The sequence below is a fragment of the Pseudomonas sp. ITEM 17296 genome, assembly GCF_028895205.1.
Taxonomy (GTDB): domain Bacteria; phylum Pseudomonadota; class Gammaproteobacteria; order Pseudomonadales; family Pseudomonadaceae; genus Aquipseudomonas; species Aquipseudomonas kermanshahensis.
In genome coordinates, this window is record NZ_WJRS01000023.1 from 53333 (window position 1) to 75060 (window position 21728).

Below are 21728 nucleotides of genomic sequence, written 5' to 3' on the forward strand. Positions count from 1 at the left end.
GGGTGAAAAAAGGGAGGCACATGAGCGAACCGGGACAGAAGCTGCGCTTGGGCGCGTTGATCGCACTGGTGGTTGGCTCGATGATCGGCGGCGGGATCTTCTCGCTGCCACAGAACATGGCGGCGCGTGCCGATGTGGGGGCGGTGCTGATCGGTTGGGCCATCACCGCGGTTGGCATGCTGGCCCTGGCGTTCGTGTTCCAGACGCTGGCCAACCGCAAGCCCGAACTGGACTCGGGTGTGTATGCCTACGCCAAGGCCGGCTTTGGCGACTACATGGGCTTTTCGTCGGCCTGGGGTTACTGGATCAGTGCTTGGCTCGGCAACGTCGGCTATTTCGTGCTGCTGTTCAGTACGCTGGGGTTTTATTTTCCGGTCTTTGGCGAGGGCAACACGCCCATCGCCATCGGCTGCGCTTCGCTGCTGCTGTGGGCGGTGCACTTTCTGGTGTTGCGCGGGATCAAGGAGGCGGCGTTCATCAACCAGGTGACCACCGTGGCCAAGGTGGTGCCGTTGCTGATCTTCATCGTCATCGCGGCCTTCGCATTCCGGGCCGATATCTTTACCCGTGATATCTGGGGCTTGAGCAACCCGCAGTTCGGCAATGTGCTGGACCAGGTGCGCAACATGATGCTGGTGACCGTGTTCGTGTTCATCGGTATCGAAGGCGCCAGCGTGTATTCCGGGCGTGCGCAGCGCCGCTCGGATGTGGGCAAGGCCACGGTGATCGGTTTTCTGGGGGTGCTGGCGCTGTTGGTGCTGGTCAACGTGCTGTCGCTGGGCGTGATGACCCAACCAGAGCTGGCGGGCTTGCAGAACCCGTCGTTGGCCTCGGTGCTGGAGCACATCGTCGGCCCGTGGGGTGCGTTGCTGATCAGTATCGGCTTGGCCATTTCGCTGCTCGGCGCACTGCTTTCCTGGGCGTTGCTGTGTGCGGAGATCCTGTTTGCCACCGCGCGTGACAAGACCATGCCGCGCTTTCTGGCCAAGGAAAACGCCAACCATGTACCGGCCAACGCCCTGTGGCTGACCAACTGCATGATCCAGGGGTTTCTACTGATTACGCTGTTTTCGGCTGGGACCTACACCAGCCTGATCTACCTGGCGTCGTCGATGATCCTGGTGCCTTACCTGTGGTCAGCGGCGTATGCGGTGTTGTTGGCGGTACGTGCAGACACCTACGCCGGGCAAGCGGCGTTGCGGCGCAAAGACCTGCTGGTGGCGTTGGTTGCTCTGCTGTATGCGGTGTGGCTGCTGTATGCCGGTGGGCTCAAGTACCTGCTGCTGTCGGCACTGTTGTATGCCCCTGGGGTGATTCTGTTCGCCAGGGCCAAGCACGAGCAGGGGCAGACCCTGTTCACGACGTGGGAGAAGCTCATTTTTGCCGCGGTGCTGGCGGGCGCTGCGCTGGCGGCGTATGCGCTGTATTCAGGGTTGCTGAGCTTGTGAGCCGGCTGGGCAGGCCTGTTCTGGGCGTGACCAGATCCACAGGTTGCCCAGGGTCATGCCGCCAATCGCCAGAAACACGGGCCAGTGATGGTCGAGGAAGGTCAGCATCAGCCCCGCGCACAGCAGCATGCTGAGGGTTGCACTGACCTTGGCCCGACGCTGAATCACCTTGCCATTGCGCCAGTTGAACAGAATCGGCCCGAACAACCGGTGGTTCTCCAGCCAGGCAGAAAGGCGCGGTGAACTGCGGGTGGCGGCCCAGGCGGCCAGCAAGATGAACTCAGTGGTCGGCAGGCCAGGAATGACGATCGCGACCAGGCCTATCCCCAAGCTGACGTAAGCCAGGATTCCATACAGCAGGCGGGCGATTTTCGAGCGGGCAGGTTGGGTCATGGTCTCACTGCAAAAAACGGTTCGGCCACCGGTGGGGTGGCCGGGCATAGCGTGTCAGACCAACGCGGCATCCGCGGCATAGGCGTGTTTGAGCAGCTCGGTGAAGCGCTTGAAGGCTGCGACTGCGCCGCGTTCGGCGGCGGCCTCTTCGTCGGCCGACAGCGCTAGGCCATCGAGGATACGGGTGAACTGTTTCCAGCCTTCGGCACGGCCGCCGGCCGGTTCGCCCAGGTGGCGAGCGCCAAAGTTGTCGGACAGCTCCAGGGCCACGGCCCGCTTGATCAGAAACGCAGCGCCCAGTTTGGAGCCTTCGGAGACGAAGATCCAGCCCATGGCTTCGCCCAGGCTCGGATTTTGTACCGCGCCGGGCACTGGGCCAGGCACTTCGGTGTTGAGGTCGGCGAGGTCCAGGCGGGCCTGCTCGGCGCGGCAGCGCTCGGCCAGATCGGGGACGATGGCGATCAGTTGCGGGTCGGTGTACAAGGCCTTGAGTTCGGACTGGAACAGGTACTGGGCGACCACGAAGCGGGCGAAGCTTTCACGGCTGTCGAAGGGCGCGTGGGACTTGACCAGGGCATCCAGCTCGGCGTGCGGGGCGTGGGTGATCTGGTTGAGGCGCTGGGAGCGCAGGGCTGGGCGTTCGGTCATGGGGGCAGTCCTTGGAAAAAGGGGGCGTCTAGAGACAAGACGAAATAGCGGGGGCGGGACAGTAAAAAAACTGGGGTTTTCGGGTGTAGGCCTTGAGAGTTGTAGCGCCTTTAGGGTCGAGCGCCGCTTGCGCGGCGTTTCGCAGCACAAGGCTGCTCCTACACCTGTTTGCGCGCGCCCTTACCTCAGGAGTAATTGGCCCGAAAAAATGTAGGAGCAGCCTTGTGCTGCGAAGCGCCGCGCAAGCGGCGCTCGATCTCAAGCACTGCAACAATCAAGGCCTACCCAAGCGATCAGATATCCCACACCACATTGATGCCAAAGTTACGCCCCGGCATGGTCAGGCGGTCCATGTTGGCCGGCTGGGTCACAGCCGCTTCACCCTGGCCGTCGTAGCTGCGCACCGAATCCCACTGCCAGTACTTCTTGTCGGCAAGGTTGTACAGGCCGGCGTTGATGGTGACGTCGTCGGTCACCTTGTAGAAGCCGGTCAGGTCCAGCACGCCATAGCCCGGGGTGCGGAACTTGCTGCTCGAACCGTCGGGCGCGTAGAAGTGGGTGTCGTCCACGCGGGTCTTGCGCTTGACCAGCGTCCAGCTCAACAGGCCGCCGTAGTTCTGCTGCTCGTAACCCAGGCCGAACACGCCCTTCAGCGGGTTGACGGTGTTCAACGGCTGGCCGGTGTCATCGTTGCGGCCGTAGGTGTAGGCAATCGAGCCCTGGGTGTACAGGCCTTGCGGCGCACCGAAGTGATCCAGGTTCAGGCGGCCCTTGACCTCGGCGCCCTTGATGGTGGCGTGCTTGATGTTGTTGGCCTGGAAGGTTTGCTCCAGGTTGGCGCTTTGCACGGCGTCTTCGTCGATGAAGTCGCGGTACTTGTTGTAGTACACCGCCACATCGAAGTTGCCGGCGTCGAAGTTGCCGCGCAGGCCGGTTTCGTAGCTTTTGCTCTTCTCAGGCTCAAGCCCCGGGTTGCCCTCTACGCGATAGCCTTGTTCTAGGTTCTGGAAGCGGCCGTACATGGACTTGGCGGTCGGGGTGCGGAAGCCTTCGGCGTACTGGCCGTACCAGGTGTAGTTATCGTTGAAGGCGTAGGTCAGGCCGAATTTGGGCGAGACGCGGTGCCACTTCTTGTCCGAGTCGTCCTGGGAGGTAGGCGCCGTGCCGGTAGACTCCAGGCCACGCAGGAAGGCGTCGGTGAACTTGGGCTCCATGTGCGTGTAGTCGTAGCGGGCGCCGGGCAGGAAGGTCCAGTTGTTCCAGCGGATTTCGTCCTGGACGAACAGGCTGTAGGTGTTCACGGTCGGGTCCGGGAAGTCGCTGACCAGGGCCTGGCCGTCTGCCGGGCGGTCTGCACCGGCGGCGGAGCAACCCACGCCAACGGCCAGGCAGGTGCCGGTGCCGCTGCGCGAGCCGGTAACCTTTTCATGCTTGAGGGTGGTGCCGTAGGTCAGCAGGTGGTCAGTAGCGCCAATGCTGAAGGCCTTGTCCAGCTGGGCATCGAACACCCACTGGCGGTCTTTGTAGGTGGTGTCCCGGGTGCGCAGCACCTGGCGGGTAATAGGCGCGTAGACTTCCTCAGTGTGCTGGTCAGTCTTGGCGATCTGGTAGTTCAGGCTCCACTTCACGTGGTCGGCAACCAGCGAGTCCAGGCCAAACTCGTGGTTGATGCCGAAGCGCTCGCGGGTAATGGTGTCGTTGCCGTTACGCGCCTTGTAGAAGCCCATCGCGGTGGTACCACCGATGAACGGCCCACCCACCGCACTGAGAATATTCTGGTCGCGGTCATCCTTGTAACGCTCGTAGGTGAACCCCAGGCGTGCGTCGTCGGCGTAGTTCCAACCCAGTTTGGCCAGCACGTTGGTGGTGCGCGCGTCCTGCGGGTTGGCTTCGGTGCGGGCCAGGCCGTCACCGCTGTGGCCACCGTAAGATTCGGTCTCGTGGCCGTTGCGCTGGCTCAGGTGCAGCAAGCCATCGACGTCGCCCTGGCGGCCGGCAACGGTGGCGGAGGTCAGCCAGCTTTCGTCGGCCGAGCTGTAACCGGTCTTCAAGCGGGCGCCGACGTCCTTGCCGGGTTTGATGATGTCGTCTGGGTCGAGGGTGAAGTAGCTCACCGCACCGCCGATGGCGTTGCTGCCGTACAGCACCGACGCCGGGCCGCGCAGGATCTCCACGCGCTTGACGATTTCGGGGTCGACATAGTTGCGCTGGGTCTGGGCGTAAGGGCCGTAGAAGAAGCTGTCGGGGATCGACACGCCGTCGACCTGGGTGAGGATCCGCTCACCGTCGATGCCGCGGATGTTGTAACCGTTCAGGCCGCTGCGTTGGCCGGTACCCGCCACCGAAACCCCCGGCTCGTAACGCACCAGGTCCTGAATGTTGTTGACGTTTTGCCGGTCCAATTGCTCGCGGGTCTGCACGCTGACGGTGCTCGGCACCTGGCTGACGTCCTGGGCGCTGCGCGTGGCGCTGACAGTCACCTGCTGCAGGGCGATGACATTGCCCGTGGTCTGGCGTTCGAGCACCACATTGCCGTTACTGATCTTGCGATAGCCTAGGCCCGTGCCCTTGAGCAGGCGCTTGAGCGCAGCTTCCGGTGGCAGTGCACCTTGCACCCCTGGCGAGGCCACGTTATCGGCCAGCTCGGCACTGAAACCGACTTGCCAGCCGGTCACTTGGCTGAAGGCATTGATGGCCGAGACCAGCGGCTGCTGGCCGATGCTGAAGCGATAGTCGCCCATGCGCGGGCTGCTGGCCTGGGCAGGTTCGGCGGCCAGGGCTGGCAGGCTGCAGGCGCCGCAGGTGAGCAGGGCCAGGCTCAGCAGGGACAATTGCCCTGTACGGCGGGAAAGTGTGGACGGGCGAGTTGGACCTGTGGACATCGAAAGCGCTCCCAGACGCGCGAACTGTTATAGGTGATGACCGTTCTTGTTTTCAAACAAGAATCAGTTGCATTGGCTATAACGAGACGGGCGGGGCAGCGCGATCGCGTAAAAATAATTTATCGTGCAGGCAAGGGATGCAGCGGTTACTCAGTTGAGGATGACCACCGCGGGGTATTCATGCAGCCGGGCAGAGGTGATGTGGGCCAAGGCACGCAGGGTTTCCAGCGGTTGGTCGAGGCGATAGTTGCCGGTCACCGCGACGTCTTCGAGGCCGGCGTTACGGTTGATGATCCAGCCGGGGTAGTAGCGCCTGACCTCGGCCAGCACCTGGCTCAACGGGCAGTTCTCGAACACCAGGCGGCCATCGACCCAGGCCAGGTCCTTTTGCATGTCTGCGCGCTGTCGCTGGCCAAAGCCCTGGGGGCCGACGCTGATGCTGTCGCCGGCACTGAGCCGGATGCGCTGGTCACTGGCGGCCTGCAGGTCAACGTCACCGCGCTGTACCCGCACCTGGGCTTCGCCGTCCAGGTACCGCACGGCAAAGTCGGTATCACGCACCTGAGCGCGCAAAGGGCCGGCCTGCACTTCGAGCGGCACTTGCCCGCCCTCAGGGACCTGGAAGTAGGCCTCGCCCTGGAGCAGACGGGCCACCTGACGCCCTTCGCGCAGGTCGCTGGCAAACGCCGAATTGGTGTTGAGCAGCACTTTTGCGCCGTCGTCCAGCTGCAGGCGCTGGCGCTCACCGACCACGGTCAGGTGGTCGGCCTGCAGGCGCATGGGCAGGTTGCCGAGGGTGAACAGGCCGACCAGCAGCACTGCAGCGGTGGCCAAGGGCTTCCAGTGGCTGCGCAGGCGCCCGCGCAACGACCGACGCTGGCCCTGATGCAGTTGCACGGCAGCCTGGTGCAGCGGCATGCCATTCCACAGCGCTTCTGCTTCAACGTAGGCTTCGGCGTTTTCCGGTGCGGCGCTGAGCCAGGCTTCGAAGGCCTGGGTGTCCTGTGCATCGGCGCATTGCAGGCGTACCAGCCAGTCCAGCGCCTCGTCCCTGGCACGGGCACGGGCATTGAGCCCGGCGGGTGTCGGGCGAGGGGCGGGGTGGTCGGTCACGGTGAATCCTTGAAAGGGTTATTCACGAATGATCAAGGCTAAGGCGGGGTGTGGCAAGCGCTTTGCGTTGCCTGGCGGGCCGGTGGTCGTTTCACTTGAGACGGTCGGCGACGCCCATGCAGATCGCCATGATCAGTTTCAGTTCCTTCTGAACCGTGCTGGCGGAGACGTTCAATTGCTCGGCGATTTCCAGGTAGGTGGCGCCATGCAGGCGGCTGAGGATGAAGATGCGCTGCTGGCGCTCGCTCAGTTGGTTGAGGCTGACGCTGAGGTGCTCGAGCAACTGCTCGGCGTGGGCGGCGTCTTCGCTGCTGCTGGCAGGGGCGGCAATGCTGTGCAGCACCTCGTCGGGCACGTCGTCGACCAGCATGCGTGCTTGCACCCGGCGTGCGCGCAGGTGGTCGAGGGCCAGGTTGCGCGCAGTCTGGAACACGAAGGGTTCGATATGCTCGATGGGCCGCTCGCTCAAGGCACGGGACACCCGCAGGTAGGTTTCCTGCAGCAGGTCCTCGGCCGTGCTGGGGTTGCCCACCATGCGTTGCAGGGTGCGCAGCAGGGTGAGGCGCTGGACGAGGAAGACGGAGTTGAACCGGGACTGACTCACGGGGGGACCTGGCCGACGAAAGGTTAATGATAATGCTTATCATCTGTACCAAAGGTCAAGTCTGGAAGTGTTTAGAAATGGTAAAGATTGTGGTTACCCCAACCTAGCGCATCCCCGTGTAGGAGCAGCCTTGTGCTGCGAAGAGGCCGGTAGACGCCCCGAAAATGCTGGGCTGTACCGTCAAGCTGTTCACTTAAGAATGCCGGGGCCGCTCTGCGGCCCATCGCGGCACAAGGCCGCTCCCACACCGACCGCGTTATGCCCCTATTTACAGGGCATGCGCGAACATTGTGGGAGCGGCCTTGTGCCGCGAAGGGCCGCAAAGCGGCCCCCATACAGCCGATGGATAACTTAAGTGAACAGCATTAGGGGCTGTACCGGCCTCTTCGCAGCACAAGGCTGCTCCTACAGAGAAACGTATGCCGCTGGGTTACTGGGCGCTGCACAACGCCAGGCAGTTATCCAGCATCCGGTTGGAGAACCCCCATTCATTGTCATACCAGGCCAGCACCTTGAGCATCCGCCCATTGGCCCGGGTATGGTTGGCATCGAAGATCGACGATAACGGGTTGTGATTGAAATCGCAGGAAACCAAAGGCAATGCGTTGTAGCCCAATACTCTGGAATGCCGGCTGGCCTCCAGGAACAGTTGGTTGACCTCGTCGGCACTGGCTTCGCGCTTGAGGTTGACGGTGAGGTCCACCAGCGACACGTTGATCACCGGTACCCGTACCGCCATGCCGGTCAGCTTGCCGGCCAGCTCCGGCAGCACCAGGCCCACGGCTTCGGCGGCGCCGGTCTTGCTCGGGATCATCGACTGGGTGGCCGAGCGTGCCCGGTAGGGGTCGCTGTGGTAGACGTCGGTAAGTACCTGGTCGTTGGTGTAGGCATGGATGGTGGTCATCAGGCCCTGCTCGATGCCGAACTCGCGGTGCAGCACCTGGGCGATGGGCGCCAGGCAGTTGGTGGTGCAGGAGGCATTGGAAATGATCTGGTGCGAAGCGCGCAGCACGTCGTGGTTGACCCCGTACACCACGGTGGCATCGGCACCTTTGGCTGGCGCCGAGACGATCACTTTGCCAGCACCAGCGGCCAGGTGTGCGGCGGCCTTGGCGCGTTCGGTGAACAGCCCGGTGCATTCGAACACCACGTCGATCGCTTCGGCCTTCCAGGGCAGTTCGGCCGGGTTGCGGATGGCACTGACTGCGATGCGGTCACCATTGACCGTCAGGCTTTCATGATCGGCTTCGACGCTGGCGTCGAAGGTGCCGTGCACGCTGTCGTACTTGAGCAGATGGGCGTTCATGGCGCTGTCGCCCAGGTCGTTGATGGCGACGACCTGCAGGTCCTGGCGGTAGCCTTGGGTATACAGTGCGCGGAGGACATTACGCCCAATGCGGCCGAATCCATTGATGGCGATGCGAAGGGTCATGGCATTACCTCTGGCGGTTCGAGTGAGGCCTGTGGCACAAAGGGGCTTCACTGAAACGGTTTTGTTGTTGGAATTACAAGATTATTCACTATCAGATAGAAAACAAGCCTTTTTAGTGGCAGTATTTTGTTTAAACATACAACGAGTGGTCGGGCAGGCCACCCCAGCGAGACCTCCAGGCCCTTTCCTAGAGCCTAGGTCGCAATCGTTTGGAGGGGAAATGCCCGGTAAGCCGCCCCTACAGTTAGCCTGGAGTCCAGTACATGCACCCGCGCATCCTTGAGGTCACCCAACGGCTGGTCGAACGCAGCCGTGCCACCCGTGAACGCTACCTGCAGCTGATTCGCGGCGCGGCCAGTGACGGACCCATGCGTGCCAGCTTGCAGTGCGCCAACTTCGCCCACGGCGTCGCCGGTTGTGGCGCGCAGGACAAGCAGAGCCTGCGCCTGATGAACGCAGCCAACGTCGCCATCGTCTCCGCCTACAACGACATGCTCTCGGCGCACCAGCCGTACCAGCACTTCCCCGAACAAATCAAACAGGCCCTGCGCGACGTCGGCTCGGTTGGCCAGTTCGCCGGCGGAGTACCGGCCATGTGCGATGGCGTGACCCAGGGCGAGCCGGGCATGGAGCTGGCCATTGCCAGCCGTGAAGTGATCGCCATGTCCACCGCTGTTGCCCTGTCGCACAACATGTTCGATGCCGCGCTGATGCTCGGCATCTGCGACAAGATCGTCCCCGGCCTGATGATGGGTGCGCTGCGCTTCGGGCACTTGCCGACCATTTTCGTGCCAGGTGGCCCGATGCTGTCGGGCATCTCCAACAAGCAGAAGGCCGACGTGCGCCAGCGCTACGCCGAAGGCAAGGCCAGCCGCGAAGAACTGCTGGAATCGGAGATGAACTCCTACCACAGCCCAGGCACCTGCACCTTCTACGGCACCGCCAACACCAACCAGCTGGTGATGGAAGTGATGGGGCTGCACCTGCCGGGCGCCTCGTTCGTCAACCCTTACACGCCATTGCGTGACGCGCTCACCGCCGAGGCGGCGCAGCAGGTCACGCGCATGACCAAGGCCAGTGGCAGCTTCATGCCGCTGGGCGAGATCGTCGACGAGAAGGCGCTGGTCAACTCGATCGTTGCCTTGCACGCCACCGGCGGCTCCACCAACCACACCTTGCACATGCCGGCGATCGCCCAGGCGGCAGGCATCCAGTTGACCTGGCAAGACATGGCCGACCTGTCCGAAGTGGTGCCGACGTTGTCTCACGTTTACCCCAACGGCAAGGCCGACATCAACCACTTCCAGGCCGCCGGCGGTATGGCTTTCCTGATTCGCGAGCTGCTCGATGCCGGCTTGCTGCACGAAGACGTCAACACCGTGGCAGGCCATGGCTTGCGCCGTTATACCCAAGAGCCGTTCCTCGACAACGGCAAGCTGGTCTGGCGCGAAGGGCCGACGCAGAGCCTGGACGAAAGCATTCTGCGCCCAGTGGCGCGGCCGTTCTCAGCCGAAGGCGGCCTGCGGGTGATGGAAGGCAACCTGGGGCGTGGTGTGATGAAAGTCTCCGCCGTTGCCCCCGAACACCAGGTGGTGGAGGCCCCGGCGCGGATCTTCCACGACCAGCAGTCGCTGGCCGATGCCTTCAAGGCCGGTGAGCTTGAGTGCGACTTCGTCGCTGTGGTGCGCTTCCAGGGGCCGCGTTGCAACGGCATGCCCGAGCTGCACAAGCTGACGCCGTTCCTGGGTGTGCTGCAGGACCGCGGCTACAAAGTGGCGCTGGTGACCGATGGGCGCATGTCGGGCGCGTCGGGCAAGATCCCGGCCGCCATCCACGTGTGCCCCGAAGCCTACGATGGCGGCCCGCTGGCGCGCGTGCGCGAGGGTGATATCGTGCGGGTCGATGGCGTTGCCGGCACGCTGCAGGTGAAGGTATCGGCCGAAGAACTGGCCAGCCGTGACCTGCCACCCGCCCCCCAAGGCAATGACCTGGGTTGCGGGCGCGAGCTGTTCGGCTTCATGCGCATGGCGTTCAGCCCGGCCGAGCAGGGCGCCAGCGCCTTTACCTCGGCTTTGGAGAACCTCAAATGAAGGACTTGCTGGTTGGCGACATCGGTGGCACCAATGCCCGTTTTGCGTTGTGGCGTGACAACCAGCTGTACCAGGTGAAGGTATTCGCCACCGCGGACTACACAAGCCCTGAGCAGGCCATCGAGGCCTACCTGAAGGATCAGGGCATTGCCCGGGGTGGCCTGTCGGCGGTGTGCCTGGCGGTGGCCGGGCCGGTCGATGGCGATGAGTTTCGCTTCACCAACAACCATTGGCGCCTGAGCCGCCGTGCGTTCTGCAGCACGCTGCAGGTCGAGCGGCTGATGCTGATCAACGACTTCTCGGCCATGGCGCTGGGCATGACCCGCCTGCAAGCGGGCGAGTTTCACGAGGTGTGCCCTGGCCATGCCGACCCGCTGCGGCCTGCGCTGGTAATCGGGCCCGGTACCGGGCTGGGTGTCGGCAGCCTGCTGCGCCTTGGCGAGCAGCACTGGCAGGCGCTACCCGGTGAAGGTGGGCATGTCGACCTGCCGGTGGGCAATGCCCGCGAGGCCGCGATCCACCAACAGATTCACAGCCAGATTGGCCATGTCAGTGCCGAGACCGTGCTCAGTGGTGGAGGCCTGGTGCGCTTGTATCAAGCCCTGTGCGCGCTGGATGGCGACACACCGCGGCACAAGACCCCGGCGCAGATTACCGATGCCGCCCTGGGCGGTGAGCCGCGGGCGTTGGCGGTGGTCGAGCAGTTCTGCCGCTTCCTGGGCCGCGTGGCGGGCAACAATGTGCTGACCTTGGGCGCGCGCGGTGGGGTTTATATTGTCGGGGGGGTGATCCCTCGGTTTGCCGAGCTGTTCCTGCGCAGTGGGTTTGCCACGAGCTTTGCCGACAAGGGCTGCATGAGTGGGTATTTTGCCGGGGTGCCGGTGTGGTTGGTGACGGCTGAGTTTTCGGGGCTGCTGGGGGCCGGGGTGGCTTTGCAGCAGGCGCTGGATCACTGATGGGAGCGCTTTGCGGCCCTTCGCAGCACAAGGCTGCTCCTACAGGATGGCGCTGGATCATTGATGGGGCGCTTTGCTGCCCTTGGTACAGGATGGCGCTGGATCATTGATGGCGTGGTTCCTGTAGGAGCAGCCTTGTGCTGCGAAGGGTTGCAAAGCAGCCCCAATGGCAATACCCGACAGCAGGCAAAAAGACCTGCACACAACAAGAGGACGGACCATCTTGAGCACTGCCGGAAAATCGATCCTGATGGTCGACGACGACCAGGAAATCCGCGAACTGCTGCAAACCTACCTGAGCCGCTCCGGCTTCCAGGTACACGCCGAGGCCGACGGGCGGGGCTTTCGTCAGGCCCTGGAAAGCACGCCCTGCGACCTGGTCATTCTCGATGTGATGCTGCCCGATGAAGATGGCTTCAGCCTGTGCCGCTGGGTGCGTCAACACCCGCGTCAAGCGCGGGTGCCGATCATCATGCTCACCGCCAGTTCTGACGAAGCCGACCGGGTCATCGGCCTGGAGCTGGGCGCCGACGACTACCTCGGCAAACCGTTCAGCCCGCGTGAACTGCAAGCACGGATCAAGGCCTTGCTGCGCCGTGCCGAGTTCGGCCAGGCGGCGCCGAGCAGCGCCGTGCTGGCCTTCGATGACTGGCGCCTGGACACGGTCAGCCACCGCCTGTTCCACCGCGATGGCGAAGAGGTGATCCTGTCGGGTGCCGATTTCGCCCTGCTGAAACTGTTTCTCGATCACCCCCAGCAAATCCTCGACCGCGACACCATCGGCAATGCCACCCGGGGGCGTGAACCGATGCCGCTGGACCGTATCGTCGACATGGCGGTCAGCCGCCTGCGCCAGCGTCTGCGCGACACCGAAAAACCACCTCGGCTGATCCGCACCGTGCGTGGCAGTGGTTACCTGCTGGCTGCCCATGTCTGCTGCGCTTCCTGAGCGGCGCTGGCGCCTGCTGCCGCGCTCGCTGCTGGGGCGCATGCTGCTGCTGACCTTGCTGGTGGTGCTGCTGGCCCAAGGCTTGTCCAGCGTCATCTGGGTCGCTCAATTGCGTGCCAGCCAGCTGCAAGGCCTGCGCGCCAGTGCCAGCAGCCTGGCCCATTCGATGAGTGCCAGCGTCAGCTACTTCCGCTCGCTGCCCGTGGCCTACCGGCCGATGGTGCTCGACCAGCTGCGCAGCATGGGTGGCACGCGCTTTTTCGTGTCGCTCAACGACAAGCCGCTGGACATGCCGGTGCTGCCCGTCACCCCACGCAAGCAGGCGGTGATCGAGGTGTTCCAGCAGGTGCTGCACGAACGCTTGGGGCCGCAGATGGAAGTCAGCGTGGCGTTCGTCGCCCCCGATGACCTGCGCATTTTCAACAGTGGCCTGAAACTCGATGAACTGCCACGTTCGTGGGCGCATTATTCGCTGACCCTAGAGCCGCTCAACCCACCCGTACTGGTGACACAGATCCGCCTGGGCGAGGGTGAGTGGCTGTACATCGCCTCGCTGCTGCCTGAGCCCTACACCGGCCTTGAGGCCGAGCGCCTGCCCCGCCAGCAGATCGGTTTCATCGTGCTCACCACCGCCTTGCTGTTGCTGTTCATCGGCCTGTTGGTGCACTGGCAAAGCTGGCCACTCAAGCGCCTGGCGCGCGCTGCGCGGGAGTTGTCGCTGGGCGCCGATGTGGCCCCTGTGGCCGAAGGCGGGGGCAGCGAGGTGGTTGAAGTCGGCCGGGCCTTCAACAGCATGCGCGAGCGTATCAGCCGCTACCTGACCGAACGCAGCCAGCTGTTCAGCGCTATTTCCCATGACCTGCGCACGCCCATCACGCGCTTGCGCCTGCGCGTCGAACTGCTGGAAGACGAGCGCCTGCAGGCCAAGTTCAGCCAGGACCTGGATGAGCTGGAGTTGTTGGTCAAAGGCGCGTTGCAGTGTGTGAAAGACACCGATATCCACGAGAACATCGAGCCGGTCGACCTTAACCAGGTGCTGGACATCCTGGCTGAGCCTTACCTTGGCGATGGCCGCATCACGGTGGAGGGCCAAGCGCTGGCGCCCTACCCGGGCAAGCCGCTGGCGTTGCGCCGCTGCATCGGCAACCTGATCGACAACGCCATCAAGTACGGCGAGCGCGCGCGGTTGCGGGTCATCGACAGCGCCGAGGGCTTTGTCCTGCAGGTCGATGACCACGGGCCGGGGGTGCCGCAGCAGCAGATGGAGCAGGTGTTCGAGCCGCACTTCAGGCTGGCCGGGCAGCAGCAGGGGTACGGGTTGGGCTTGGGGATTGCGCGCAACATCGCCCATAGCCATGGCGGTGAAGTGAGCTTGCTCAACCTGCGCGAGGGTGGTTTGCGGGTCACGTTGTATCTGCCGCGAGGGCTGGAGTGAGCGTGTGTGCGGGTATCCCCGCGAATGTCACCAAACGATGACATTCGCGCATCGCTTCGTTACCTGGCGCGTCGGCCACGCCGCTTAGACTGCATGCAACGCAAGCGACCGACTTGCACGGCATAACAACAAGAAAGGTGCTTCGATGAATTCCACGCTCCGTCTCGCTGCCGCGATTTCCCTCGCTTCTCTGTTCCCGCTCAGCGTCCTCGCTGCCGATGCCAAAGGCAATGTCGAGGTCGTGCACTGGTGGACCTCTGGCGGTGAAAAGGCCGCTGTCGATGTGCTCAAGGCGCAAGTCGCGAAAGATGGTTTTACCTGGAAGGACGGTGCAGTTGCCGGCGGTGGCGGTGCCACGGCCATGACCGTGCTGAAAAGCCGCGCGGTGGCCGGCAACCCGCCAGGTGTCGCGCAGATCAAAGGCCCCGATATCCAGGACTGGGCCGCGACCGGCCTGCTCGACAGCGACGTGCTGAAGGACGTGGCCAAGGACGAAAAATGGGACAGCCTGCTCGACCAGAAAGTCGCTAACGTCGTCAAGTACGACGGTGACTACGTCGCGGTGCCGGTCAACATCCACCGCACCAACTGGCTGTGGATCAACCCTGAGGTCTTCAAAAAGGCCGGCATCGAAAAAGCGCCCGCGACCCTCGACGAATTCTACGCCGCTGCCGACAAGCTCAAGGCGGCCGGCTTCATCCCGCTCGCCCACGGTGGCCAGCCGTGGCAGGACAGCACTGTCTTCGAAAGCGTGGCGCTCTCGGTGATGGGCGTGGAAGGTTACAAGAAGGCCATGGTCGACTTGGACAACGCCACACTGACCGGCCCGGACATGATCAAGGCGTTGACCGAGCTGAAGAAGATCGCCACCTACATGGACCCTGACGGCAAAGGCCAGGACTGGAACCTGGAGGCGAACAAGGTCATCAACGGCAAGGCCGGCATGCAGATCATGGGTGACTGGGCCAAGAGCGAGTGGACCTTGGCCAACAAGGTCGCGGGCAAAGACTATCAGTGCGTGCCGTTCCCCGGCACGAGCAATGGCTTCCTGTACAACATCGACTCGCTGGTGGTGTTCAAGCAGAAGGATCCCGGCACGGCTGCCGGCCAGCAGGACATCGCCAGGAAGGTGCTGGGTACGGACTTCCAGAAGGTGTTCAGCACCAACAAAGGCTCGATCCCGGTGCGTAACGACATGCTCGCCGACATGGGCGCGTACGGCTTCGACGCCTGCGCCCAGACCTCGGCCAAGGACTTCCTGGCTGACGCCAAGACCGGCGGCCTGCAGCCGAGCATGGCGCACAACATGGCCACCACGCTGGCCGTGCAGGGCGCCTTCTTCGATGTGGTGACCAACTACATCAACGACCCCAAGGCCGATCCGGCCGACGCGGCGAAGAAGCTGGCAGCGGCGATCAAGGCCGCCCAATAGCCAATTCCAAATCAGGCGCATTGCTCTTGTAGGAGCGGCCTTGCGTCGCGAAGGGCTGCGTAGCAGCCCCAGGCCCTCAAGAAAAAGACAACCCGACAGAGCGTGCAGGCTGCCCGTGGGGCTGCTGCGCAGCCCTTTCGCGACGCAAGGCCGCTCCTACACAAGTGAGCAACGCCTTTAAGGTGATCTATGACCACAACCACCGCCCAACTGCGGGCCTCACCCCTGGACGCTCTCCAGCGCTGGCTACCCAAGCTGGTACTGGCACCGAGCATGTTCATCGTCCTGGTCGGCTTCTACGGCTACATCCTGTGGACCTTCGTGCTGTCGTTCACCACCTCGACGTTCTTGCCCACCTACAAGTGGGCGGGTTTGGCGCAGTACGCGCGGCTGTTCGACAACGACCGCTGGTGGGTGGCGAGCAAAAACCTGCTGCTGTTCGGCGGCCTGTTCATCGCCATCAGCCTGGCCATCGGCGTGTTGCTGGCGGTGCTGCTGGACCAGCGCATCCGCCGCGAAGGCTTCATCCGCACTATTTACCTGTACCCCATGGCCCTGTCGATGATCGTCACCGGCACCGCCTGGAAGTGGCTGCTCAACCCCGGCATGGGCCTGGACAAACTGCTGCGCGACTGGGGCTGGGAAGGTTTTCGCCTGGACTGGCTGATCGACCCTGACCGGGTGGTGTACTGCCTGGTGATCGCCGCGGTATGGCAGGCCTCGGGCTTCATCATGGCAATGTTCCTGGCCGGCCTGCGTGGCGTCGATCAGTCGATCATCCGCGCCGCCCAGATGGATGGCGCCAGCCTGCCGCGCATCTACTGGACCGTGGTGCTGCCAAGCCTGCGCCCGGTGTTTTTCAGTGCGCTGATGATCCTCTCGCACATCGCCATCAAGAGCTTCGACCTGGTGGCGGCGATGACCGCCGGTGGCCCGGGGTACTCCTCCGACCTGCCGGCGATGTTCATGTATTCGTTCACCTTCAGCCGCGGCCAGATGGGCATGGGCTCGGCCAGCGCCATCCTCATGCTCGGGGCGATCCTGGCGATCCTCGTGCCATACCTGTACTCGGAGCTGCGGAGCAAACGCCATGCATAGCCCTGCCGACAAACCGGCGCTGAGCCTCGGCCGCCTGGCCATCCACGCGGTACTGCTGCTTGCCGTGGTGCTGTACCTGGTACCGCTGGTGGTGATGCTGCTGACCAGCTTCAAAACCCCGGAAGACATCAGCACCGGCAACCTGCTGAGCTGGCCGACGGTGGTCAGCGGCATTGGCTGGGTCAAGGCCTGGGGTACCGTCAGTGGTTACTTCTGGAACTCGATCTTGATCACCGTACCGGCGGTGCTGATCTCCACGGCCATTGGCGCGCTGAATGGCTATGTGTTGTCGATGTGGCGCTTCCGTGGTTCGCAGCTGTTCTTCGGTTTGCTGTTGTTCGGCTGTTTCCTGCCGTTCCAGACCGTGCTGCTGCCAGCCTCGTTCACCCTCGGCAAGCTCGGCCTGGCCAGCACCACCGGTGGCCTGGTGCTGGTGCACGTGGTCTACGGCCTGGCCTTCACCACGCTGTTCTTCCGCAACTTCTACGTGAGCATCCCCGATGCGCTGGTCAAGGCCGCGCGCCTGGACGGTGCCGGGTTCTTCACCATTTTCCGCCGCATCATCCTGCCGATGTCGACACCGATCATCATGGTCTGCCTGATCTGGCAGTTCACCCAGATCTGGAACGACTTCCTGTTCGGCGTGGTGTTCTCCAGCGGCGACTCGCAACCGATCACCGTGGCCCTCAATAACCTGGTCAACACCAGCACCGGGGCCAAGGAATACAACGTCGACATGGCGGCGGCGATGATCGCCGGCCTGCCAACCCTGCTGGTCTACGTGGTGGCAGGCAAGTATTTCGTCCGCGGCCTCACCGCCGGCGCCGTCAAGGGGTAAGTCATGGCAACGCTAGAACTTCGCAATGTGAACAAGACCTACGGCAGCGGCCTGCCGGACACCCTCAAGGACATCCAGCTGTCGATCAAGGACGGCGAGTTCCTGATCCTGGTCGGCCCTTCGGGGTGTGGCAAGTCGACCTTGATGAACTGCATCGCCGGCCTCGAGCACATCAGCGGCGGCGCGATCCTCATCGATGACCAGGACGTCAGCGGCATGAGCCCCAAGGACCGGGACATCGCCATGGTGTTCCAGTCCTACGCGCTGTACCCGACCATGAGCGTGCGCGAGAACATCGAGTTTGGCCTGAAGATTCGCAAGATGCCCCAGGCTGCCATCGACGAAGAGGTGGCGCGGGTGGCCAAGCTGCTGCAGATCGAGCACCTGTTGGCGCGCAAGCCGGCGCAGTTGTCCGGTGGCCAGCAGCAGCGTGTGGCCATGGGCCGGGCGCTGGCGCGGCGGCCGAAGATCTACCTGTTTGACGAACCGCTTTCCAACCTAGACGCCAAGCTGCGGGTCGAGATGCGCACCGAAATGAAACTGATGCACCAGCGCCTGAAGACCACCACGGTGTATGTCACCCACGACCAGATCGAAGCCATGACCCTGGGCGACAAAGTGGCAGTGATGAAGGACGGCATCATTCAGCAGTTCGGCACCCCGCAGCAGATCTACAACGACCCGGCCAACCAGTTCGTCGCCAGCTTCATCGGCTCGCCGCCGATGAACTTCATCCCAGCTCGTCTGGCCCGGCAAGAGGGGCGCCTGCTGGCGCTGCTCGACAGCGGCCAAGCGCGCTGTGAGCTGCCCTTGGGCCTGGCCAGTGATGAATTGGACGGGCGCGAGATCATCCTCGGCATCCGCCCCGAGCAGATCGCCCTGGGCGCGGGGGAGGGCAACGGCCTGCCCGGCATTCGCGCCGACGTGCAGGTGACCGAGCCCACCGGGCCTGACCTGCTGGTGTTCGTCACCCTCAACCAGACCAAGGTCTGCTGCCGCCTGGCCCCAGATGTGGCGTGCCGGGTTGGCGACAGCCTCAACCTGCAGTTCGACCCGGCGCGGGTGCTGCTGTTCGATGCCGCCAGCGGTGAGCGCCTGGACGTGAGCACCGCCAACGCTTCAGTGAAGGACAACGTGACTCACTTCAAGAGCCGTTGAATCGTCTACACCATCAATAAGAAAAAAGAGGACGCAAAGGGATGGAACAGCGCAATCGCATCAAGACCTTGGGCTCATTGGCCTTGCTTGCCGTGGTGGGCAGTAGTGGGGCACAGGCCGCCGAGGCTTTCTCCAGCGAGTCAAAATGGATGACCGGCGACTGGGGCGGCACCCGCACCGAACTGCTGGATAAAGGCTACGACTTTACCCTCGACTACGTCGGCGAAGTGGCCGGTAACCTCAACGGCGGCTACAACGACGACAAGACGGCGCGCTACAGCGACCAGTTTGCCCTTGGCGCGCACTTGGACTTGCAGAAGATCCTGGGTTGGCACGATGCCGAATTCAAATTGGCGATCACCGAGCGCAGCGGCCGCAACCTGTCCAACGACCGCATCAGCGACCCGCGTGCCGGGCAGTTCAGCTCGGTGCAGGAAGTGTGGGGGCGCGGCCAGACCTGGCGGCTGACGCAGATGTGGGTCAAGCAGAAGTACTTCGACGGGGCGCTGGACGTCAAGTTCGGCCGCTTCGGCGAAGGCGAGGACTTCAACAGCTTCCCCTGTGACTTCCAGAACCTGGCGTTCTGCGGCTCGCAGGTGGGCAACTGGGTGGGTGGCATCTGGTACAACTGGCCGGTCAGCCAGTGGGCGCTGCGGGTCAAGTACAACATCACCCCGGAATTCTTCGTCCAAGTCGGCGCCTTCGAGCAAAACCCCTCCAACCTTGAAACCGGCAACGGCTTCAAACTCAGCGGCAGCGGCACCAAGGGTGCGATCCTGCCGGTGGAGGCGGTGTGGTCGCCAAAGGTTAATGGCCTACCGGGTGAATACCGCCTGGGTTACTACTACAGCACGGCCAAGGCCGACGACGTGTACGACGACGTCAATGGCAACCCCCAGGCCCTGACGGGCGCCGCTTTCAAGTCGCACTCGAGCAAGCACGGTTGGTGGGTGGTGGCGCAGCAGCAGGTCACGGCCCACGCCGGTGACGTCAACCGTGGCCTCAGCCTGTTCGCCAACTTTACCGTGCACGACAAGGCCACCAACGTGGTCGACAACTACCAGCAGGTCGGCCTGGTGTACAAGGGCGCCTTCGATGCTCGGCCCAAGGATGACATAGGCTTTGGCGTGGCGCGGATCCACGTCAACGACGACGTGAAGAAGCGCGCCGAGCTGCTCAATGGCCAGAGTGGCATCAACGACTACGACAACCCAGGCTTCGTGCCGCTGCAGCGCACCGAGTACAACGCCGAGCTCTATTACGGCTTCCACGTCACCAACTGGCTGACCGTGCGCCCGAACCTTCAGTACATCAAAAGCCCCGGTGGGGTGGATGAGGTGGACAACGCGCTGGTCGCGGGCTTGAAGATTCAGTCGTCATTCTGAGGGCATTTGTTGTAAATTTACGCCAATCCATTTTCGGCTCCCGGCATCCACTGGCTTGCAGTGGTTGTCGGGGATAGGCCGAGACAGCGCTATCTCAAACAACAAGAGCTCTGAACCATGCCCGAACATCCGCTACATCGCTTCTTTTCCTCGCAACGGCCCCGGCCGACGTTCGAGTGGGAGCGTTACCAGCAGCGCGATGTGCTGATCATCGACCACCCCCGTTGCCAGGCGGTATTCAGCCGGCAGGGCGCGCAATTGCTGCACTTTCAACCGGCCGGCGAACGGCCCTGGCTGTGGTGCGCCGAACAGTGGCCGCAAGTGGGCGCCATTCGTGGCGGGGTGCCAGTGTGCTGGCCCTGGTATGGCCGCCACCCCAGCGAAGACTTGTGGCCGGCCCATGGCTGGGCGCGCCTGCTCGACTGGAAGCTGGTGGACAGCCGCGAGGATGAAGAGGGTGTGACGCTGAAGTGGCGGTTGGACCTGTGCGACTGGCAGGTCGACCTGCATGCGCGGCTGGGCAGCCGTATGGAGCTGAGCCTGAGCACCGAGCACCAGGACAGCGAACCCTGCCAGCTGAGCCATGCGCTGCTGGCGTACTGGCGTATCAGTGACGTGTCCGAGATAGCGCTGTCTGGGCTCGAGGACATCGAAGGTTACGACCGCCTGAACCGCCAGGCCTGCCGCGAAGATGGCGCGCTGAAGCTCAAGGGCGGCTGCCAAAAAGTGTACCCGGGCACCCCGCGGGTGCAGCTACAGGACCCGGCCTGGCAGCGGGAGCTGTGCATCGATACCGGTGACAGCGACGATACCGTGGTCTGGCACCCGGGCAATCGCCCGCTGATGGGCGTGAGCGGTCGCGAGTGCCTGGGCTTTGTCTGTGTCGAAGCCGCCAGCGGCAGCGGCGAGGGCCTCAGCCTGGCCCCGGGGCAGCGTGCCCACTTGCGTTTGCAGGCGCACCGGCTCAGTTGAGCTCGTCGTCCTCGATCGGGTAGCGGCTGGCGTTGAGGCTTTCCTTGATCTTGCGCAGGTGCGGCTGGAAGTCCACGCCGCGGCGCAGGGTCATGCCGGTGGCCAGCACGTCGAGCACGGTCAACTGGATGATCCGCGAGGTCATCGGCATGTAGATGTCGGTGTCTTCTGGCAACGGAATGTGCAGGCTCAGGCTGCAGGCCTGGGCCAGCGGCGAGCCGGCAGCGGTCAGGCCCAGTACCGAGGCGCCGTTTTCGCGGGCCACGCGTGCCACCTCGACCAGCTCACGGGTGCGGCCGGTGTAGGAGATGATCACGAACAGGTCGCCGGTGTGGGCCACCGAGGCCAGCATGCGTTGCATCAACACGTCGGCGTGGGCCGACACCGCCAGGTTGAAGCGGAAGAACTTGTGCTGGGCGTCCAGCGCCACGGGGGCAGAGGCACCCAGGCCGAAGAAGTGGATCTGCCGGGCCTGGATCATCATGTCCACGGCGCGGCTGACCTGCTGCGGGTCGAGTTGCTGGCAGGCACTGTCGAGCGAGGCGATGGCGCTGCCGAAAATCTTCTGGGTGTAGGCGGCAGGGTCGTCGTCGGCCTCGACCGCGCGGCTGACATAGGCAGCGCCACTGGCCAGGCTCTGCGCCAGTTGCAGCTTGAGCTCGGGGTAGCCGCTGACGCCGAACGAACGGCAGAAGCGGTTGACGGTCGGTTCGCTGACCTTGGCCGCCTGGGCCAGCGCAGCAATGCTGAACCGGGTGGCTTGTTGTGGGTTGAGCAGGATGACTTCGGCGACTTTGCGTTCGGCCTTGTTCAGCTCGTCGAGGCGTCCCTGGATCTGTTCCAGGAGGTTTCGCACGCGGTCCATGGGTGTGTCCTTGGGTCGGGAAGACAGCCG

18 protein-coding genes are annotated in these 21728 nt (G+C 63.6%); 11 read left to right on the top strand and 7 right to left on the bottom strand.

What is annotated here, in order from left to right; translation table 11 throughout:
• The first annotated feature begins 20 nt into the window (after window positions 1-20).
• Window positions 21-1448, top strand: coding sequence for an arginine-ornithine antiporter (arcD, locus tag GIB19_RS21715; protein WP_186675695.1), 1428 nt, complete (start codon window positions 21-23; stop codon window positions 1446-1448).
• Here arcD and GIB19_RS21720 read toward each other — a convergent pair.
• From GIB19_RS21720 to gap, 6 genes are all read right to left on the bottom strand, one after another.
• The gene (locus GIB19_RS21720; protein WP_186703521.1) at window positions 1428-1841 is read right to left on the bottom strand and encodes a YbaN family protein; all 414 of its coding nucleotides are present in this window, start codon (window positions 1839-1841) and stop codon (window positions 1428-1430) included. The genes arcD and GIB19_RS21720 overlap by 21 nt on opposite strands.
• Window positions 1842-1895: 54 nt before the next feature.
• Window positions 1896-2489, bottom strand: coding sequence for a biliverdin-producing heme oxygenase (locus tag GIB19_RS21725; RefSeq protein ID WP_274887935.1), 594 nt, complete (start codon window positions 2487-2489; stop codon window positions 1896-1898).
• 293 nt (window positions 2490-2782) lie between these two features.
• Window positions 2783-5371 carry a TonB-dependent receptor gene (locus tag GIB19_RS21730; protein ID WP_274887936.1) on the bottom strand — a complete coding sequence of 863 codons (2589 nt, stop codon included), beginning with the start codon at window positions 5369-5371 and terminating at the stop codon, window positions 2783-2785.
• Window positions 5372-5521: 150 nt separating this feature from the next.
• A complete protein-coding gene (locus GIB19_RS21735) occupies window positions 5522-6484 on the bottom strand; it encodes a FecR family protein (RefSeq protein ID WP_099453039.1) in 963 nt (320 codons plus the stop codon).
• A gap of 91 nt (window positions 6485-6575) precedes the next feature.
• Window positions 6576-7088 (bottom strand): RNA polymerase sigma factor, encoded by a 513-nt coding sequence (locus tag GIB19_RS21740; protein ID WP_027595658.1) that lies wholly within the window; start codon window positions 7086-7088, stop codon window positions 6576-6578.
• A gap of 430 nt (window positions 7089-7518) precedes the next feature.
• Window positions 7519-8520, bottom strand: coding sequence for a type I glyceraldehyde-3-phosphate dehydrogenase (gap, locus tag GIB19_RS21745; RefSeq protein ID WP_027595659.1), 1002 nt, complete (start codon window positions 8518-8520; stop codon window positions 7519-7521).
• A 263-nt stretch (window positions 8521-8783) separates the two neighbouring features.
• On the opposite strand from gap, the gene edd reads away from it, so the two are divergent.
• The 10 genes from edd to GIB19_RS21795 all read left to right on the top strand — a co-directional run bounded on the left by edd (window position 8784) and on the right by GIB19_RS21795 (window position 20833).
• Entirely contained in the window at window positions 8784-10610 is a 1827-nt protein-coding gene (edd, locus tag GIB19_RS21750) for a phosphogluconate dehydratase (RefSeq protein WP_099428419.1), read from the top strand.
• Window positions 10607-11566, top strand: a complete 960-nt coding sequence (locus GIB19_RS21755) for a glucokinase (protein ID WP_099428420.1) — start codon at window positions 10607-10609, stop codon at window positions 11564-11566. Before edd ends, GIB19_RS21755 begins: the two co-directional genes overlap by 4 nt.
• Window positions 11567-11789: 223 nt before the next feature.
• Window positions 11790-12515 (top strand): two-component system response regulator GltR, encoded by a 726-nt coding sequence (gltR, locus tag GIB19_RS21760; protein ID WP_258703671.1) that lies wholly within the window; start codon window positions 11790-11792, stop codon window positions 12513-12515.
• Window positions 12496-13950 (top strand): ATP-binding protein, encoded by a 1455-nt coding sequence (locus GIB19_RS21765; RefSeq protein ID WP_027595663.1) that lies wholly within the window; start codon window positions 12496-12498, stop codon window positions 13948-13950. The genes gltR and GIB19_RS21765 overlap by 20 nt, the downstream gene beginning before the upstream one ends.
• A 145-nt stretch (window positions 13951-14095) precedes the next feature.
• Entirely contained in the window at window positions 14096-15382 is a 1287-nt protein-coding gene (locus GIB19_RS21770) for an ABC transporter substrate-binding protein (RefSeq protein WP_274887937.1), read from the top strand.
• Window positions 15383-15571: 189 nt separating this feature from the next.
• Window positions 15572-16480 (top strand): carbohydrate ABC transporter permease, encoded by a 909-nt coding sequence (locus GIB19_RS21775; RefSeq protein ID WP_027595665.1) that lies wholly within the window; start codon window positions 15572-15574, stop codon window positions 16478-16480.
• The gene (locus GIB19_RS21780; RefSeq protein WP_099428424.1) at window positions 16473-17318 is read left to right on the top strand and encodes a carbohydrate ABC transporter permease; all 846 of its coding nucleotides are present in this window, start codon (window positions 16473-16475) and stop codon (window positions 17316-17318) included. Before GIB19_RS21775 ends, GIB19_RS21780 begins: the two co-directional genes overlap by 8 nt.
• 3 nt (window positions 17319-17321) lie before the next feature.
• Window positions 17322-18476: an ABC transporter ATP-binding protein gene (locus GIB19_RS21785; protein ID WP_099428425.1), complete on the top strand. Its 1155-nt coding sequence runs from the start codon at window positions 17322-17324 to the stop codon at window positions 18474-18476.
• A gap of 41 nt (window positions 18477-18517) precedes the next feature.
• Complete coding sequence (locus GIB19_RS21790; protein WP_238210281.1) at window positions 18518-19861, top strand: carbohydrate porin; 1344 nt, start codon at window positions 18518-18520, stop codon at window positions 19859-19861.
• Between the two features lie 117 nt (window positions 19862-19978).
• Window positions 19979-20833, top strand: a complete 855-nt coding sequence (locus GIB19_RS21795; protein ID WP_027595669.1) for a D-hexose-6-phosphate mutarotase — start codon at window positions 19979-19981, stop codon at window positions 20831-20833.
• Here GIB19_RS21795 and hexR read toward each other — a convergent pair.
• Window positions 20826-21689 carry a DNA-binding transcriptional regulator HexR gene (hexR, locus tag GIB19_RS21800; protein ID WP_172960401.1) on the bottom strand — a complete coding sequence of 288 codons (864 nt, stop codon included), beginning with the start codon at window positions 21687-21689 and terminating at the stop codon, window positions 20826-20828. The genes GIB19_RS21795 and hexR overlap by 8 nt on opposite strands.
• Window positions 21690-21728 lie beyond the last annotated feature (39 nt).